This window comes from Streptomyces sp. NPDC051211 (assembly GCF_040689505.1).
GTDB lineage: Bacteria > Actinomycetota > Actinomycetes > Streptomycetales > Streptomycetaceae > Streptomyces.
This window is the reverse complement of record NZ_JBFBAV010000005.1, coordinates 74956-91183: the sequence shown is the minus strand read 5'-3', so window position 1 is coordinate 91183 and position 16228 is coordinate 74956. Positions and strand designations below refer to the sequence as shown.

General features: G+C 73.0%; 14 protein-coding genes and 1 tRNA gene. 11 read left to right on the top strand and 4 right to left on the bottom strand.

The features are described from left to right. The first annotated feature begins 13 nt into the window (after positions 1-13). Together AB0447_RS07860 and AB0447_RS07855 are read left to right on the top strand one after the other, a co-directional pair. Positions 14-811: an SGNH/GDSL hydrolase family protein gene (locus AB0447_RS07860; protein ID WP_366475659.1), complete on the top strand. Its 798-nt coding sequence runs from the start codon at positions 14-16 to the stop codon at positions 809-811. Between the two features lie 104 nt (positions 812-915). Continuing rightward, positions 916-2151: an MBL fold metallo-hydrolase gene (locus tag AB0447_RS07855; RefSeq protein ID WP_366475658.1), complete on the top strand. Its 1236-nt coding sequence runs from the start codon at positions 916-918 to the stop codon at positions 2149-2151. A gap of 46 nt (positions 2152-2197) precedes the next feature. Here AB0447_RS07855 and AB0447_RS07850 read toward each other — a convergent pair whose 3' ends face one another. After that, entirely contained in the window at positions 2198-2656 is a 459-nt protein-coding gene (locus AB0447_RS07850) for a GNAT family N-acetyltransferase (protein ID WP_366475657.1), read from the bottom strand. A gap of 315 nt (positions 2657-2971) precedes the next feature. On the opposite strand from AB0447_RS07850, the gene AB0447_RS07845 reads away from it, so the two are divergent. From AB0447_RS07845 to AB0447_RS07815, 7 genes are all read left to right on the top strand, one after another. Further along, entirely contained in the window at positions 2972-6292 is a 3321-nt protein-coding gene (locus tag AB0447_RS07845) for an ATP-binding protein (RefSeq protein ID WP_366475656.1), read from the top strand. Positions 6293-6324: 32 nt separating this feature from the next. Then, positions 6325-6768, top strand: a complete 444-nt coding sequence (locus AB0447_RS07840) for a roadblock/LC7 domain-containing protein (RefSeq protein WP_366475655.1) — start codon at positions 6325-6327, stop codon at positions 6766-6768. Then, on the top strand, positions 6765-7163 hold the full coding sequence (locus tag AB0447_RS07835) for a DUF742 domain-containing protein (RefSeq protein ID WP_366475654.1): 399 nt from the start codon (positions 6765-6767) through the stop codon (positions 7161-7163). Before AB0447_RS07840 ends, AB0447_RS07835 begins: the two co-directional genes overlap by 4 nt. Further along, positions 7141-7773 carry an ATP/GTP-binding protein gene (locus AB0447_RS07830; protein ID WP_366475653.1) on the top strand — a complete coding sequence of 211 codons (633 nt, stop codon included), beginning with the start codon at positions 7141-7143 and terminating at the stop codon, positions 7771-7773. Before AB0447_RS07835 ends, AB0447_RS07830 begins: the two co-directional genes overlap by 23 nt. Continuing rightward, a complete protein-coding gene (locus AB0447_RS07825; protein ID WP_366475652.1) occupies positions 7770-8318 on the top strand; it encodes a GAF domain-containing protein in 549 nt (182 codons plus the stop codon). Before AB0447_RS07830 ends, AB0447_RS07825 begins: the two co-directional genes overlap by 4 nt. Positions 8319-8388: 70 nt before the next feature. After that, positions 8389-8748 (top strand): MmcQ/YjbR family DNA-binding protein, encoded by a 360-nt coding sequence (locus AB0447_RS07820; protein ID WP_366475651.1) that lies wholly within the window; start codon positions 8389-8391, stop codon positions 8746-8748. Positions 8749-9757: 1009 nt separating this feature from the next. Further along, a tRNA-Pro gene (locus AB0447_RS07815) sits at positions 9758-9834 on the top strand. 105 nt (positions 9835-9939) lie between these two features. Here AB0447_RS07815 and AB0447_RS07810 read toward each other — a convergent pair. Next, the gene (locus AB0447_RS07810) at positions 9940-10788 is read right to left on the bottom strand and encodes an SDR family oxidoreductase (protein ID WP_366475650.1); all 849 of its coding nucleotides are present in this window, start codon (positions 10786-10788) and stop codon (positions 9940-9942) included. A 104-nt stretch (positions 10789-10892) separates the two neighbouring features. Beyond that, a complete protein-coding gene (locus tag AB0447_RS07805) occupies positions 10893-12215 on the bottom strand; it encodes a DUF2252 domain-containing protein (RefSeq protein WP_366475649.1) in 1323 nt (440 codons plus the stop codon). Positions 12216-12768: 553 nt separating this feature from the next. On the opposite strand from AB0447_RS07805, the gene AB0447_RS07800 reads away from it, so the two are divergent. Continuing rightward, positions 12769-13923 (top strand): MAB_1171c family putative transporter, encoded by a 1155-nt coding sequence (locus AB0447_RS07800; RefSeq protein WP_366475648.1) that lies wholly within the window; start codon positions 12769-12771, stop codon positions 13921-13923. Positions 13924-14266: 343 nt separating this feature from the next. Beyond that, on the top strand, positions 14267-14707 hold the full coding sequence (locus tag AB0447_RS07795; RefSeq protein WP_366475647.1) for a helix-turn-helix transcriptional regulator: 441 nt from the start codon (positions 14267-14269) through the stop codon (positions 14705-14707). A gap of 34 nt (positions 14708-14741) precedes the next feature. On the opposite strand, the gene AB0447_RS07790 is transcribed toward AB0447_RS07795, so the two are convergent. After that, positions 14742-16124 (bottom strand): diaminopimelate decarboxylase, encoded by a 1383-nt coding sequence (locus AB0447_RS07790; RefSeq protein ID WP_366475646.1) that lies wholly within the window; start codon positions 16122-16124, stop codon positions 14742-14744. Positions 16125-16228: the final 104 nt, after the last annotated feature.

The following is a 16228-nucleotide window of genomic DNA, read 5'->3' as shown; positions in this document are numbered from 1 at the left end:
AAGATAAGTCGTCGTGGCAGGCGACGACGACTCGACGAATTCGACATTCCAGACCATTGGCTCATACGCGGCGATCGGCGACAGCTTCACCGAGGGTGTGGGGGACCCGGGACCGGGGGACACCTTCGTCGGCTGGGCCGACCGGCTGGCCGTACTCCTGGCCGACCGACGCGATGAGCACGACTTCCGGTACGCCAACCTCGCCGTGCGGGGCCGGCTGCTCGACCAGATCGTGGCCGAACAGGTGCCGCGGGCCAAGGAGCTCGCCCCCGACCTGGTCAGCTTCTGCGCCGGCGGCAACGACATCATCCGGCCCGGCAGCGACCCCGACGACGTGGCCGAGCGCTTCGAGGCGGCCGTCGCCGACCTCACCGGCGCCGTCGGCCAGGTCATGATCACCACCGGTTTCGACACCCGCGGCGTGCCGGTGCTGCGCCATCTCCGGGGCAAGGTGGCGACGTACAGCGCCCACGTGCGGGCCATCGCCGACCGGTACGACTGCCCGGTGCTCGACCTCTGGTCGCTGAAGTCCGTACAGGACCGGCGGGCCTGGGACGACGACCGGCTGCACCTCTCGCCCGAGGGGCACACCCGGGTCGCCCTGCGGGCCGCCCAGGTGCTCGGCCTGGAGGTGCCGGCCGACCCCGACCAGCCGTGGCCGCCGCTGCGACCGCGCGGCTCGGCCGAGGTGACCCGGGACAATATCCAGTGGGCGCGCGAACACCTCGTACCGTGGATCGGGCGGCGGCTGCGCGGGGAGTCCTCCGGAGATCATGTGGAGCCCAAGCGGCCGGATCTGCTGCCCCTGTGAGCAGGGGGACGGGCGCCGGTACCGGAATCCTTCGGGGTCGGTGTGCGTTGGGAAGGGCAGACACACCGTAGTACCGTCCTGCACCCACCCTCCCAGGAGGCGCCTTGACCGGCTCCCGTCCCTTGCGTTCGCGGCTGCGCGAGCTGCGGTCCGAAGCGTTCGGCGCGGACCCGTCCGGCGCGCGGATGGAGCGGATCCGCCGCTCGCCGAACTTCGCCGACGGCGTCTTCCGGAACCCGGTGGGGGCACGGACCAGACCGTCCGGCTCCAAACGGGAGTTCGCCAAGATCTACTTCCACAAGGAGCAGCGGCTGCGCCGCAGTCCCGGCGCGCCCGTCCCGGTCCATCCGACCACCCTGGCCGACCTGGCGAAACCGCCGGTCAGCGGCCTGCGGCTGACCTGGATGGGCCATTCCAGCGTGCTCGCCGAGATCGACGGGCGCCGGGTGCTGTTCGACCCGGTTTGGGGAGAGCGGTGCTCTCCCTTTCCCTTTGCCGGCCCCAAGCGGCTGCACCCCGTGCCGGTGCCGCTGGCCGCCCTCGGCCCGGTCGACGCCGTGGTGATCTCGCACGACCACTACGACCACCTGGACCTGCCCACGATCAAGGCCCTGGCCGGTACGGACACCGTCTTCGCGGTGCCGCTCGGCGTGGGCGCCCACCTGGAGCGCTGGGGTGTCTCCGAGGACCGGCTGCGCGAGCTCGACTGGAACGAGTCCACCAAGATCGCCGGTCTCTCGCTCACCGCGACCCCCGCCCGCCACTTCTGCGGACGCGGCCTGCGCAACCAGCAGCACACCCTCTGGGCCTCCTGGGCCGTCGCGGGCGACGAGCACCGGATCTTCCACAGCGGGGACACCGGCTACTTCCCCGGCTTCAAGGAGATCGGCGCGGAGCACGGCCCCTTCGACGCCACCATGATCCAGATCGGCGCCTACAGCGAGTACTGGCCGGACATCCACATGACCCCCGAGGAGGGCATGCGCGCCCACCTCGACCTGCAGGGCGGCGTCCCCCACGGGGTGATGCTGCCGATCCACTGGGGCACCTTCAACCTGGCCCCGCACGCGTGGGACGAGCCCGGCGAGGGCACGATGACGGCGGCCGCGGCCGTCGGCGCCCGGGTCGCCCTGCCGGTGCCGGGCCTGCCGTTCGAGCCCGGCGCGGCCGAGCTCCCGGACCGGCCCTGGTGGCGTCCGTACGTGGCCGGGGGCGCGACCCTGCCCGCCCGGACCGGGGCGGCGGAGGCGGCGGAAGCGGAAGCGGAAGCCGCCGAGCCGGCCCTCGGCGAGCGGCGGCCGGCCGTGACCCGCGAGGAGCCGGAGGCGGTCGGCTCCTGACCGGTCGGCTCGCCCTTCAGAGAGGGCCGACGGCTCCCGGGCGGCTTCAGTGCTGCCCGGGGGCCATGTCGTAGGTGACCCACATGGTCCGGGTCGCCACCTGGTCGTACTTGGACCTCGCCCGGTGGTTGTCGTCGGCGGTGATCCACCGGACCACGCTCCAGCCCCGCTCGGCGGCGATCCCGCGCAGCGCCGCGAGCAGCAGGTCGGCCGCGCCCGCGCCCCGGTGCTCCGGCGCCACGAACAGGTCGTCGAGGAAGCAGCCGACCGTCGCGGAGAGCGGCCGGGCGAACGGCCGGTAGTGCGCCAGGCCGACGAGCCGGCCCTCGGCGTCCTCCGCGACCAGGCCGCTGACCTCGTGGCCGGGATCGGTCACCCACGACCAGGTCAGCGCGGCCGCCTCCTCCGTCTGCTCCACCCGGTAGAAGTCGGCGTAGCCGCGGTACAGCGCGCGCCACTGGGCGAAGTCCTCCGGGTGGACGGCGCGGATCGTCAGGTCGGACATGCGTGAGCTCCTGCGTTTCGGTCAGCGGCCGGCGGGAGGTGCCGGCCCCGGGAACCGATCATGCCGGAGCCGGGCCGGGCGGCAGCCCCCGCCCTGCCCCTGAGGGCCGCGCCCATCCCCCACCCTCATCCCCGGGGGCGCAATCGGGCTGTCGTACGAGCGCTCCTTCGGGAGCGGGAAGCACCCCGGTGAAGTTCCCCAACTGGCCGTCAGGGGCAGGAGCGGGCGGTCTAGCGTGGGTACTCGGTGATCAACACCGGGTCCCGGAACCGCGCCGGGGGCCGGGCCCCACGTACGCACGTACCGAGGACGCCGATGTCCGGACTCCGCGCCGCCGCCCGCCACACCTCGTCGAGACACGCCGTCACCGGAGGGGGACGACACATACGCCCCCAGCTCGTCCGCGCCGCCCTGCTGCCCACCCTGGCAGCCGGGCTCAGCGGCGCAGCCGCCGTCATCTTCACCCTCCAGCTGGGCGGCGGTGCCGGTGACCGGGACCCCCGGCTCTGGCCGGTCCTGGCCGGCTGCGGACTCCTGGTGGCCGGCGCGCTCGCCGCCGCGCTGCTGGGAGCCCAGCGCGCCGCCAAGACCGTACGCGACCGCTGTGAAGCGCTGCGCCGGTCCAGCAGCCGCGGCCGGCTGGAGCTGCGGGCCACCGCGGAGCAACTGGAGCGGGGCGAGACCCCGGCCCGGCCGGCCCGCACGGGGACCGGTCGCCCGCCCGGCGGCGCGTCCGCAGGCTCCCCTGCCGCCACGGACGAATTCTGGCTGCTGGCCCAGGAGTTGCGAGGTGCCCGCGAGCAGGCCCAGGCCACCGTGGTACGGCTGGCCGGGCCCGACGGCAGGCCCGGCGGCGACCACCGGGTCGAGGTCTTCGTCAACCTCGCCCGCCGCCTCCAGTCGCTGGTGCACCGGGAGATCTCGCTGCTCGACGACCTGGAGGACACGGTCGAGGACCCGGACCTGCTCAAGGAGCTGTTCCACGTCGACCACCTCGCCACCCGGATCCGGCGGCACGCGGAGAACCTGGCGGTGCTCGGCGGGGCCGCCTCCCGCAGGCAGTGGACCCGGCCGATCGACCTGAGCGAGGTCCTGCGCTCGTCCGTCGCCGAGGTGGAGCAGTACACCAGGGTGAAGGTGGTGCCCCCGGCGGGCGGCACGGTGCGCGGGCACGCCGTCGCGGACGTGGTGCACCTGCTGGCCGAACTCGTCGAGAACGCCACGGTGTTCTCCGCGCCCGACACCGATGTGGTGCTGCGCGCCGAGCGGGTGACGGCCGGCATCGCGGTCGAGGTGGAGGACCGCGGGCTGGGCATGCCGCCGGAGGAGCAGCACCGGATGAACGCGCTGCTCGGCGACCCGGACCAGATCAACGTCCGGCACCTGCTGGCGGACGGGCGGATCGGGCTGTTCGTGGTCTCGGCGCTGGCGCGGCGGCACGGCATCGCGGTCGAGCTCAAGTCCAACATCTACGGCGGGGTGCTGGCCGTCCTGGTGCTGCCGCAGGAACTGCTGGGCGCGGAACCCGCCGAAGCCGCCGTCGGCGACTCCCGGCTGACGGCCGATCCCCTGCCGCCACTGGAACCGGTCCGCGTCCCCGGCCCACCGCCTCCCCCCGACCCACCCTGGCCCTACCCGCCCACCCCCGGCGGCCCACCCCCCGAAACCACCGCACCACCTTGGCCAACCATCCCCCACCCGACGGACGGCGCCCGCCTGTCTGACGGCGCCCGCCTGACGGACGGCGCCCGCCTGACGGGCGAGACCTGGCCGGAGCCCGGCTCCGGCGCGAAGCCCGCCCCGCGGCCGACGGGTGGCCCCGGCCTGACGGACGGCGCCCACTTGCATGGCGGCATCCGCCCGACGGACGGCACCTGGCCGGAGCCCGGCTCCGGCGCGGAGCCCGTGACGCGGCCGACGGGCGGCACCCGCCCGGGGCCTGGCCCCAGGCTTACGGGCGACATGCGCCCAGAGCCTGGTGCCCGCCTGACGGACGGCCCCCACGTGGAGCCGGGGCTCCGGCCGACGGACGGAACCCGCCCGCGGCCCAGCCCCCGGCCGACCGACGGCCCCCGCCCGGAGCCCGGCACTCGCCAGGCGGACGGAGTCCACCCGGAGCCCGGCCCACGCGGGGAGTCCGGCTGGCTGGGGCCCGACATCCGTCCGGAGCCTGGCACCCGTCCTACGGACGGCTCCCGTGCGGAGACAGGCTCCCGCCCGACCGAGGACCCCCGCGCGAAGTCCGGTACTCGCCTGACGGCCGGCACTCGCCGGGAGTCTGACTGGCTCGAGCCCGACATCCGGCCGGAGCCCGGCACCCGTCCCACGGGTGGCCCCCGCCCGACGGAGGGCACGCGCCTGGAGCCCGGCTCGCGCCCCGAGCCCGGCATCCGTCCGACGGACAGCCCCAGCCCGGAGCCGAGGCCCCCCTGGGCGGAGGGCAGTTGGCCGGAGACCGGCCCCCTTGCGGAGACAGGTCCCCGCCCGACGAACGGCTCCCGCGCGGAGCCCGGCACTCGCATGACGCCCGGCATTCGCCAGGAGTCCGGCTGGCTGGAGCCCGACACTCGTCCGGAGTCCGGCACCCGTCCCACGGACGGCCCCCGCCCGACAGAAGGCACGCGTCTGGAGCCCCGCCCCCGCCCGACGCGCGGCGCCCGTCCGACGGACGGCCCTCACCCGGAGTCCAGCCCTCGCCGGACGGCCGGCACTCGCGGGGAGTCCGGCCGGCTGGAGCCCGGCGTCCGTCCGGGGTCTTCCGGTACCCGCCTGACGGATGGCACCCGCACGGCGGGCACCAGCTGGCCGGGGCCCGGCCCGAGCTCGGAGCCCGACCCACGCCTGACGGATGGCAGCCGCCCGACGGAGGGCACCCGCCTCGAGCCCGGCATCCACCGGACGGACGGCATCCGCCCCGAGCCCGGCATCCGGCCGACGGACGGCCATGGCCTGGAGCCGGGGATCCGCCTGGTGGACGGCAGTTGGCCGGAAACCGGCACCCACGGGGAGCCTGGCTCTCGGCCGACGGACGGGCTGCGAGCGGAGCCCGGTACCCGCATGACGGGCGGCACCTGGCCGGAGACCGGTACCCGCCCGGAGCCCGGCATCCGGCCGACGGACGACCCTGGCCTGAAGCCGGGGACCCGCATGACGGGCGGCACCTGGCCGGAGACCGGTACCCGCGCGGAGCCCGGCATCCGGCCGACGGACGGCCCTGGCCTGGAGCCCGGTACCCGCATGACGGGCGGCACCTGGCCGGAGACCGGTACCCGCCCGGAGCCGGCCCCCCGGTCGGCGGACGGCACCCGGCCGGAGACCGGACTCCGGCCGGCGGACGGCACCCGGCCGAAGTCCGGACCCCGGTCCGGGGACGGTCTCCGCCCGGGGGCGGGGCGGGCCGGATCGCGGGTGGAGTGGCCAGGGGGCGGGGTGGCCGCCGGTGGCGGGGAGCGGGGAGGGGCGCGGCCGCCCTTGCCGCGGCGTCGGGCCCAGGAGCACCTCGCTCCGCAGCTGCGCCAGGCGCCCGCACCGCGCCCTGCGGCCGAGGCGGCCGGCGAGGTGCCCGTACACGATCCCGGTCTGATGGCCGCCTTCCAGCGGGGCTTCGGTCGCGCCCAGTCCGAGAACCCGTCCTGACAGCCCTGACCACCGAGCGAGGAGCGCCTCCCATGACCGCCGAAGCGATGACGACCCCGACCGCCCCGACGACCCCCCTGTCGGATCTGGACTGGCTGCTGAGCGGGCTGGTGCAGCGCGTGCCGTACACCCGCAGCGCCGTACTGCTCACCGCCGACGGGCTCGTCACCTGCGTGCACGGGCTCGATGCCGACAGCGCCGACCACATGGCGGCCCTGGCCTCCGGCCTGTACTCGCTCGGGCGCAGCGCCGGCGCCCGCTTCGGCGACGGCGCCGAGGTCCGGCAGGTCGTGGTCGAGCTCGACTCCGCGCTCGTCTTCGTCTCGGCCGCAGGCTCCGGCACCTGCCTGGCCGTGCTCGCCGACCGCGAGGCCGACGCGGGTGTCCTCGGCTACGAGATGGCCATGCTCGTCAAGAGCGTACGTCCCTACCTGGCGGCCCCGCCCCGGCGCCCGGCCGCCGCACCAGGGCGATGAGGGCGCACCGGCCCGGCGCCCCCCGCCGCGACACACCCTGGCTCGACGACACGGCGGGGCGGCTGATGCGCCCGTACACGGCCAGCGGCGGACGCACCCGCCCCGCCGTCGCCCTCGACCTGCTCTCGCTGGTCACCGCGACGGGCGTACGGCCCCGCCCGCCCCTCGGCCCCGACCACACCCTGGCCCTGCGGCTCTGCGCCGGCACCGCGGTGGTGTCCGTCGCGGAGGTGGCGGCCCACCTGCGGCTGCCCGCCGTGGTGACCAAAGTGCTGCTGTCGGACCTGGTGCAGGCCGGTGCGGTGACCGCCCGGGCCCCGTACTTCCTGAACACCCCGGCCGACGACCAGTCCCTCCTGCGGGCGGTGCTCGATGGATTGCGCAGAAGACTCTGAGACCCTGCCCGCGACCTTGAAGATCCTGGTCGCGGGCGGGTTCGGAGCGGGCAAGACCACCTTCGTGGGTGCGGTCAGCGAGATCGAACCCCTGTGCACGGAAGAACTGCTCAGCGGACTCGGCGCGGCCGACGACCCGCTCGACGGAGTCGAGTCCAAGACCACCACCACGGTGGCCCTGGACTTCGGCCGGATCACCCTCGACCACGGGCACGTCCTGTACCTGTTCGGCACGCCGGGGCAGCAGCGCTTCTGGTTCCTGTGGGAGGAGCTGTGCGCGGGCGCCCTGGGGGCGGTGGTCCTCGCCGACACGCGGCGGCTGGCCGACTGCTTCCCGGCGGTCGACTTCTTCGAGCGGCGCGGCATCGGCTTCGTCCTCGCCGTCAACGAGTTCGACGGCGGGCACCGCTACACCGCCGAGGAGGTCCGCGAGGCGGTCGGTCTCGCACCGGGCGTGCCGGTCGTACGGTGCGACGCGCGGCTCACCCGGTCCGGTACGGGCGCCCTCGCGGCCCTCGTCCACCATCTGCTGTCCACGTCCACGTCCACGTCCACGTCCACGTCCACGTCCATGACCACGACAACGGCCCAGGGGGAACGGGAACCATGACCTACTACGAGTCGACCGGACATCTGCTGCTCACCCCGGTGGACCGGGAGGCCCCGGCCAGGGTGCTGCGCCTGCGGCAACTGGGCCTGGGGGAGCGGTCCGATCCGGAACTCGACGCCTTCGCACGGCGGATCGCGGAGACCGCGGGCGCACCGTACGCGGGCGTCAACTTCATCGGGGAGGAACGCCAGTTCTTCGCCGGCCTGCACCACGGACCGGACGCGCCGCCCCGCGGCTACCCGGCCCGGGTGCTGGCCCGCGACCACGGCTACTGCCCGTACGTGGTGGTGCGGCGGCGGGCGCTGGTGCTTCAGGACGTACGGGACTTCGCGCGGTTCGCAGGGAACGCGGTGGTGGACGAGAGCGGCGTCCGCTCCTACCTGGGGGCGCCGCTGACCGACCGGCAAGGCATCGTCCTGGGGACGGTGTGCGCGGTGGACACGGCGCCGCGGCGGTGGGGGACGGACGGGCTGGCCACGATCAAGGCGCTCGCCGCCGAACTGGTCGACCGGATCCACCGGCGGGAGGACGGCGGCGGCTGGTGAAGGGCGGTTGTGAGAGCCGGGCGCTACGGTCGAAGACGGAGTGCCGCCGGGGGGAGAGGAGCCCTGCACCATGCCGGTGACCGCGGAGGACGTCCGGGTGATCGCGCTGTCGCTGCCCGGCAGCAGCGAGCAGCTTGCCTGGGGCATGCCGACCTTCCGGGTGGGCGGGAAGATGTTCGCCGCCCTCGGGGACGACGACACCACCGTCGGGGTGAAGTGCCCCAAGGAGGACCGGGCCGAGCTGATCGCCGCCGAACCGGACAAGTTCTTCCTCCGCGAGGGCCACGACGACAACTACGCCTGGCTGCGAGTCCGGCTTACGGCCGTGGAGGGCACCGCGGAGCTCCGGGCGATCCTGGCGGATGCGTGGCACCAGGCCGCCCCCAAACGGCTGGCGCAGGCCCACCCGGAACTCGGCCCGGCCGGCTGAGCAGCCCTTTCCCGCTCCCCCTCCGCGCCCCGCACTGCCTCACCAGCGGTTCACGGTATGCAGGGCGAACGGTCGCAGCTCGCCTGGTCCGGATGGAGCGTGCCGAACCCGGAGAACGGCACCGGCCGCCCGGACAACGCCTTGGCCAGGCCCCAGGCGGTCGGCGATCCCCAGACCAGGTGCCGGCGGGAGAGGACCATGCTGACCTCGTGCGGTCCGGTCGAGCCCTCGAAAAATCCAGCCGCGGCAGAAAGAACGGATCCGTCTGATTGAAGACGAAATGGGCCGCTTCGAGCGGTCTGAGAGGACCGGCAGACTCGGTCAGCTTCTGGGCCTGCGGGATGTCCTGGAGCGCTCCCGGCTCGATCTTCAGTCGGAAGGTGCCCCTGAAGTAGAGCCAGGCGCCGTCTCGTCCTCGGCAGGGCCTGGGGAAGCGGGCGGCGCAGCGTCGCCGAGATGGACGTTGACGTTCATCGTGTGGGCTTGGAAGACCGCGCCGGCCGACCCGCCGGACATGGTGTTGTTGACGTCCCCTGTGTGATCCGGCATCCCGCCAACTCCCCGTAGGTCCCGTCGAGTTCTCCTGGGAGCTGTAGAGCCTAGCCGCCCGGGCGCGGCCGCCGGCCACCGCCCGTCGCCCTGTTGGCGTGGCCCTTTGAGCGAGGGGCGATATCGGCCGGGCGCCCGAGATCATCGAGGTCGTGAGCGTGCAGAACGATCGACCACCTGGAGGAGAACCTCGCCGCAGCCCGCCTCCACCTGTCCCCGACCCGCCGAGGCCGCTTCGACAGGCTGCCCGACGTGCACCAGGGTGCCAGGCGTCGCGAGCCCGGCCTGATCGGCAAGACACCCCCCGAGGTGCCGTACCGGCGCAGCCCCGGCCTGCTCCGCGTTCGCCGGCCGGGACGGCCTGCCGCGGCCGCGGGGAAAGGTGCGCGCGACCATCCCGTGAAGTGCGGTATTGTTTTGCTGCGCGTTCGGCCAGGGGAAACCCCAGGTCAGCGAGCATCGGGACGTGGCGCAGCTTGGTAGCGCACTTGACTGGGGGTCAAGGGGTCGCAGGTTCAAATCCTGTCGTCCCGACCATGCTTTACGCAGGTCGGAGGCCGTTCTCTCACACATGGGAGGACGGCCTTTTCCGTGCCCGGAATGCTGGTGGTCGCAGCCGTTCCAGCCGACGCCGTATGAGGGTCAGGCCGTGGCGGTGTCGTCGTGGCCGAGGTTGCCGCCCAGCTCGCGGGAGGCTTCGGCCTGGGCCAGGAGTTCCCGGGCCTTGGCCTTGACGCCTTCGATGGCGTCGGCGCCGGCGACGAAACGCAGCGGCGGCTTCTCCTGGTCGGCGATGGTCAGCAGGGCCTGGGCGAGCTTGGCGGGGTCGCCGGTCTGCCGGCCGTTCATGCTCTTCCAGGCCGCGATGGTGGCGGTGGTGCGCTCGGCGTAGTCGTCGATGGTCGGCTCGGGCCAGATGGTGGAGCCGTCGAGGAGCAGCTCGGTGCGGAAGAAGCCGGGCTCCACGACCGTGGTGTGGATGTTGTACGGCTCGACGTCATAGCGCAGCGATTCCATCCAGCCCTCGACGCCGAACTTGGATGCGGCGTACGCGACGCAGAATTCCTGGCCGATCAGCCCGGCGGAGGAGGAGAGGGTGATGACGTGGCCGGCGCGCTGCCCCCGCATGACGGGCAGGATGGCGCGGGTGACGTTCATCGGGCCGAAGAGGTTGGTCTCGATCTGCTGGCGCATCTGGTCGGGCGTGATCTCTTCGAAGTAGCCGGCGAAGAAGTTCCCGGCGTTGTTCACCAGGACGTCGATACGGCCGAAGCGGTCGACGGCCGCCTTTGCCGCGGCCTGGGCGTCGTCCGGGCTGGTGATGTCCAGCTTGGTGACCAGCAGGTTGTCCTGCGGGCCGCCGAGGGTCTTCTCGACTTGTTCGGGGCGGCGGCCGGTGGCGACGACCTGGTGGCCCGCCTCGAGGGCTTCGCGGGCGATGTCCGTGCCCAGACCGCGTCCGGCACCGGTGACGAAGATGACCTTGCTCATGACAGGTTTCCTTCCGGGCGCCGCGGTCCGGCACCTCGAGGGATGCGAATGGTGTGGAGTCGTGTCCTCGCGCGCCGGGGACCTCACGGATCGAGGCGGACGGACTACAGGCGCCCCTGTGTGAGCGCCGAGCGGAGTGCGGCGTGGTCGACGACGCTCTGTTCGGCATAGCGGGCGGCGAAGTCGGCGATCGCTCGGTCGAAACTGTCCTTCCTGCCGAGATAGGCAGCGATCGCGATCCGGTCGCCCGTGCGTGCGTGGGCTCGGGCAAGGGCGCTGCCGCACAGTGCGGCGTAGCCCCGGAGCATGCGAGGGCCCATCGAGGCCACGTCTGCCGAGCCCTTCATGTCACGCAGCTGTCGCCAGTAGAAGTGGCGGCCCTCCGGCCCGGTGGCCCAGCCGAGGAAGATGTCGCCGGCCGCCTGGAGCATGCGCTGGCCATGGACCACGCGATGTCCGGCATGCTCGTGCGGGGAGGCTCCGAGATGGGGCTCCAGCACGGACGCGGTGGCTTCTTTGATCTGGAGGAAGAGCGGGTCGTCCGTGTCGCGGCCGGTGAACAGCGCGATGAAGCAGCGGGTGCCGACGCTGCCGACGCCGACGACCTTGCGGGCGGCGTCGTGGAGACGGAACCGGTCCAGGAGCGTCCGGCGCTCCTCCGGAAGGGTGTTGCGGTAGTCCGTGAGGACCCGCTGCAGGGCGTCGTCGTCGGCGGCGTCCAGGGGTTCGAGCAGGGGTGGGTCGTGGCGGATGCGGAGGCGGCCGTCGACGACTTCGGTGAGCTTTCCCAGTCCTTGGAGACTGGTACGGCGCCGGGCTTGTGCGAGGCCGGCCCGTACGCGAGCGCGGTGGCGTTCGCGTACGAGCGGCAGGACGTCGTTGGCGTCCACCCGTTCATACCAGACGGCGAGTTCACCGAGGCCGGCCAGGCGGCGCATGTTCGTCCTGTACGACCGTACGCACGCGAGAACGGCACGCCGGGCTGCCTCGTCGCCGTGGCCGTTCCCCAGCGCGGCGAGGGCGACGCTTGCCGCCAGCCGTTCGACGTCCCATTCGAAGGGACCGCGTAGCGTCTCGTCGAAGTCGTTGAGGTCGAAGAGCAGCGTGCGTTCGGGTGAGGCGTAGAGACCGAAGTTCAGCAGGTGGGCGTCGCCGCACAGCTGCACGGTGAGACCGGTGTGGGGTCGCGTGGCCAGGTCGGCCGCCATGACGGCTGCAGCCCCGCGAAGGAAGGCGAACGGTCCGGCGGCCATACGGGCGTAACGGAGCGGAAGGAGTTCCGGTACGCGGTCGGTGCCCTGCCGTTTGAGGGTTTCCACCGGGTCGTCCCGGTCGGCGGCCTCCCATACGCCGTGGGCCGAGCGAGGGACACGGTTCCGGGCGGCCCGGCCACGGTCGGCCCGCTCGGCCGGCGAGCGGGGGTTCACTGCGGAAGGGCGGTGCCGACGGAGGCCACACGGCGGATCGGCCCGATGGCGGTGTTCCTGTCGCCGGTCATGGTCCGTTGGTGCTCCTGGTCTCCGTCGGCCGACGTTGCATGGCCCTTCCACGGATAGCACTACCGCACACGGCTCGCCTTCCGACCGGCGAGCCCCCGCCCAGTCGAGTTCCCGCTCGGCCTCACCACAGGCGCCTGATGCGGGTGATCTTCGTGCCGCCTCTGCGGGCGCGGGTGAGGCGGCAGCCACGGCGCAGCCCGTGGGAGCAACCCGGCGTGCGAACGCCGCTACGGTCCACGGGCAACATCGGCTTCCGCTGCGCGGGTCCGGCCGACCGTTGAAGCAGGCTGACGCGAACGGTAGTTTCGTCAACCAGTGGGGGACCGGCGGGCCCGCGGCCGGGTGCTGGGGAGGCTGGGGTCAAGGTTGTTGTGGCCGGAGGGTACGGTTCCCGCATGGACGTTCGCGGCGCGCCGGCAACTGGCCGAGAACGCCGGCTGAACCGTTCGCCGCACCCCCGGCACCTGCAGGAAGCCCGACCGTGAACACCATCAGAACCCTCTGCTTCGTCATCGCGGCGCTCTCGTCGTACGCCGCGCTCGTCTACCGGCTGTGCCAGGGACGGCGCAGCTGGAAGGACAGTGCCTACCGCACGCTGATCACGACTCTGCTGTTCCAGTGCCTCACCTTCACGATGGGCGCCGTCGCCATGCGGAGCGACAGCTTCCTGGGTGTCGGCAATCTCGCCATCCTGGCCATGCACCTGGCAGCGGTCGCCTTCTGCATCACCGCGCAGATCATCCTGCTGCGCTGGGCGGCCGCCGGCGAGGAGGCGGTACGGAAGACGCGTTTCTGGGTGATCACCGGCTGCGCCCTCGGGGTGCTGCTGACGGCCCTCTTCTTCCTCGCCGACGGTCCGGTCCGGGCCCCGCTGGATTTCGACGGCAGCGGCGAACCGCTGCTGCTCCTGTACCTGCTGGCCTTCATCGCCTCTCAGGCGGTCCCCTGCATCACCATCTTCCGCCAGTGCGGTACGTACGTCCGGATGGCGGACAACGCCTCGCTGCGGCAGGCCCTGCGCATGCTGTCCGCCGCGGCGGTGATCCTGCTCCTCTACTCCCTGGTCAGGACGGTCAACGTCCTCACCATCGCCGCCGGGATCGACATCGCGGTGTGGAAGGAGGCCGCCGCTGCCGTCCTCAACGCGGTCGGCATCGTCGTCCTCTCGCTCAGCCTGACCATGCCTTCGTGGGGCCCCGCGGCCGCCAGGCTCCGGGAGTGGATCCGCGCGTACCGGTCGTACCGGGCCCTCTACCCGCTGTGGCGGGACCTGTACGAGTCCTCCCCGGGCATCGCCCTGGAGCTGCCCGGCACTTCGGTCCGGGACCTCGACTACCGGCTCCATCGGCGGGTCGTCGAAATACGGGACGGATGGCGGGACTTGCGCCCGTACATCGAACGCACCACCGGCGAAACGGGCGGATCGGACGGGCAGACCAGCGAGGAGTTCCGGCAAGCGTTCACCGAGGCGGCACAGATCAGGCAGGCGCTGCACGCCAAGCGAACCGGCACCATTCCCCGTGACAACAAGGACGCCGGCGATTTCGACGACCGCGACACGGACAACTTCACCGCGGAAGTCGCCTGGCTCACGAAAGTCGCGGCCGCCTACAGTAGGCTCGGCGCCGCGGGTTGAGAACTCCCGCCCGGTTTGCATCCCCCGTCAAACCGGGCGGGCATCCCCGTTTCCCCCGTTTCCCCCGTTTCCCCCGTTTCCCCCCGCTTTTCCCCCGCTTTTCTGTCGGGCCGGACGGGTGGCTCCCGTCCCGTCCTGACCGGCCCGCCTCCCCCCGGGGGCGCGGCCGGTCTCCGATGTCACCGTCAGCTGACTTGGCGACCCCCGTGCATCAAGTTAGCTGGCAGCTATCGGCGGGTTCCAACGTTGGCGGAGTTCAGGCCAATTGTCAACTGACCGCTAATCTGTGAGACTCCTTGATAGCCAAGGGCTATTTCGGGAGGGTACGGGAGGGAACTTCACCATGACCGCGACGGACGACCGGCCCCTGCTCGCAGTGCGCCTCGACGACCTGTTCAGGACCGTTCGCCCCCAGGGCAGGCACTGGACCAATGCCGAGGCGGCGGAGGAGCTGAAGCGGGCCAACCCCGAACTCAAGGTCGGGGGTGTGTACTTGTCGCAGTTGCGGACGGGGAAGCGTGCCAACCCCTCGCCCGAGCTCCTGGCCGCCCTGGCGCGCTTCTTCGGCGTCTCGGTCGCCTACTTCTTCGACGACGAGGTCGCCGAGTCGGTGCGCGGCGAGCTCGCCGCCATCGAGGCGCTCCGGCAGTCCGGGGTCCGCGCGGTGGCGATGCGGGCGGCCGGGATGAAGAAGGACAACCTCCAGGCCATCACGGCCATCATGGACCAGTACCGGCAGATGCAGGGCCTTCCGCCCGTCACCGAGCCCTCCGATCCTGAATGATCCGGTATCGGGTAATTTGACCGTCCCCCGCGGGTCAGGGGAGGTCGCGGCGCATCAGGTCGGCGTACGTCTCCCGGCGGACCACGGCCCGCGCCTCGCCGTCCCGGCAGAAGACGACGGGGGGCCGGAGTGCGCCGTTGTAGTTGTTGCCGAGGGAGAAGCAGTACGCGCCGGTGACCGGGACCGCGATCAGGTCGCCGGGGCGCGGGTCGCGAAGGCGTACGTCCGCGCTGAGCGTGTCCCCGGATTCGCAGTGCCGGCCCACCAGGTGCCAGGGCTCGCCGCCGCCCACCCGGGTGGCGACGGTGGCTTCGAAACGCTGTCCGTACAGCGCGACTTCGAGGTTGTCGCCCATACCGCCGTCCACGGCGACGAACCCCGGCGCGCCGGGCTTGACGGTGACCGCCCGGTAGAGCGTCACTCCCGCCTCGGCCACCATCGACCGGCCGGGTTCGATCACGATCTGCGCATCCGCGGGCAGCACCCTGCGGGCCGCGCCCACCAGCGTGTCCAGGTACTCCTCGATGCTCGGCGGGTGGTCGCCGTAGGTGTAGCGGGCGCCGAGTCCGCCGCCGAGGTCGTAGACGGCGAAGGCGCCGAGGCCCGCCACCGCCTCCACTGCCCGGGCGAACGGGTCGGTGTCGAGGATCTGGGATCCGATGTGGACGTGTACGCCGTCCAGCCGCAGCCGGTCGCTACCGCGGAGCCGGGCGATCGCCTGCCGCGCCTGGGGCACCGTCAGGCCGAACTTGGACCCCTCCTGCCCGGTGGCGACCGCGGCGTGGGTGTCCGGCCGTATGCCCGGCGTGACCCGGACGAGCACGGGCTGCTCCGTGGTGACCATCCGCTCGAGCCGGTCGATGTCGTCGAGGTTGTCGATGACGATCAGCCCGGCCCCGGCCCCGGCCCCGGCTGCGGCCCCGGCTGCGGCCCCGGCTGCGGCCCCGGCGGTTCCGCTCCCGCCTCCGGCTGCGGTCCCGCCTCCGGTCCCGGCCCGGGCCCCCACCGCCATCCGGAGCTCGGCGTCCGTCTTGGCGTTGCCGTGCACCACCAGCGAAGCCGGATCGGCACCCCCGGCCAGCGCCAGGGCCAACTCGCCGCCGCCCGCGACGTCGATGCTCAACCCCTCCTCCGCGAGCAGCCGGTACACGGCCGTGCAGGGAAAGGCTTTGGAGGCGAACGCCACGCGCGAGTTCGGCCACCGCGCGGCGAGCCCGTCCGCGTACCGGCGGGCACGGCCGCGCAGCGCCGCCTCGTCCACGATCAGCGCCGGGGTGCCGAAGCGCTCCGCGAGCTCGGTCACCCGGCAGCCCCCGATCACCAGCTCCCCCTCCGGGGCGAGCGCCGTACCCGGCGGGAACAGTCCGAGCAGTGCCTGCTGGGAGGGCGGGGCGGCGGGCGTGACCGGGACGGCCATGGGTGTTCCTCCACGGGTGCGAGTACGCAGGTCCCCGCGGCGGGGACCGGCCGGACCATGCTGGAGCCCGCACCCCGGCCGCGGCCTTGTCGCGATCGCCTACC

What these genes read in the sequence shown, in the direction of transcription:
- AB0447_RS07850 (WP_366475657.1), bottom strand. Translation starts at nt 2,656, where the DNA reads ATGTCCGACCTGACGATCCGCGCCGTCCACCCGGAGGACTTCGCCCAG.
- AB0447_RS07845 (WP_366475656.1), top strand. Translation starts at nt 2,972, where the DNA reads ATGTCCGGACTCCGCGCCGCCGCCCGCCACACCTCGTCGAGACACGCC.
- AB0447_RS07840 (WP_366475655.1), top strand. Translation starts at nt 6,325, where the DNA reads ATGACCGCCGAAGCGATGACGACCCCGACCGCCCCGACGACCCCCCTG.
- AB0447_RS07835 (WP_366475654.1), top strand. Translation starts at nt 6,765, where the DNA reads ATGAGGGCGCACCGGCCCGGCGCCCCCCGCCGCGACACACCCTGGCTC.
- AB0447_RS07830 (WP_366475653.1), top strand. Translation starts at nt 7,141, where the DNA reads ATGGATTGCGCAGAAGACTCTGAGACCCTGCCCGCGACCTTGAAGATC.
- AB0447_RS07825 (WP_366475652.1), top strand. Translation starts at nt 7,770, where the DNA reads ATGACCTACTACGAGTCGACCGGACATCTGCTGCTCACCCCGGTGGAC.
- AB0447_RS07820 (WP_366475651.1), top strand. Translation starts at nt 8,389, where the DNA reads ATGCCGGTGACCGCGGAGGACGTCCGGGTGATCGCGCTGTCGCTGCCC.
- AB0447_RS07810 (WP_366475650.1), bottom strand. Translation starts at nt 10,788, where the DNA reads ATGAGCAAGGTCATCTTCGTCACCGGTGCCGGACGCGGTCTGGGCACG.
- AB0447_RS07795 (WP_366475647.1), top strand. Translation starts at nt 14,267, where the DNA reads ATGACCGCGACGGACGACCGGCCCCTGCTCGCAGTGCGCCTCGACGAC.
- AB0447_RS07790 (WP_366475646.1), bottom strand. Translation starts at nt 16,124, where the DNA reads ATGGCCGTCCCGGTCACGCCCGCCGCCCCGCCCTCCCAGCAGGCACTG.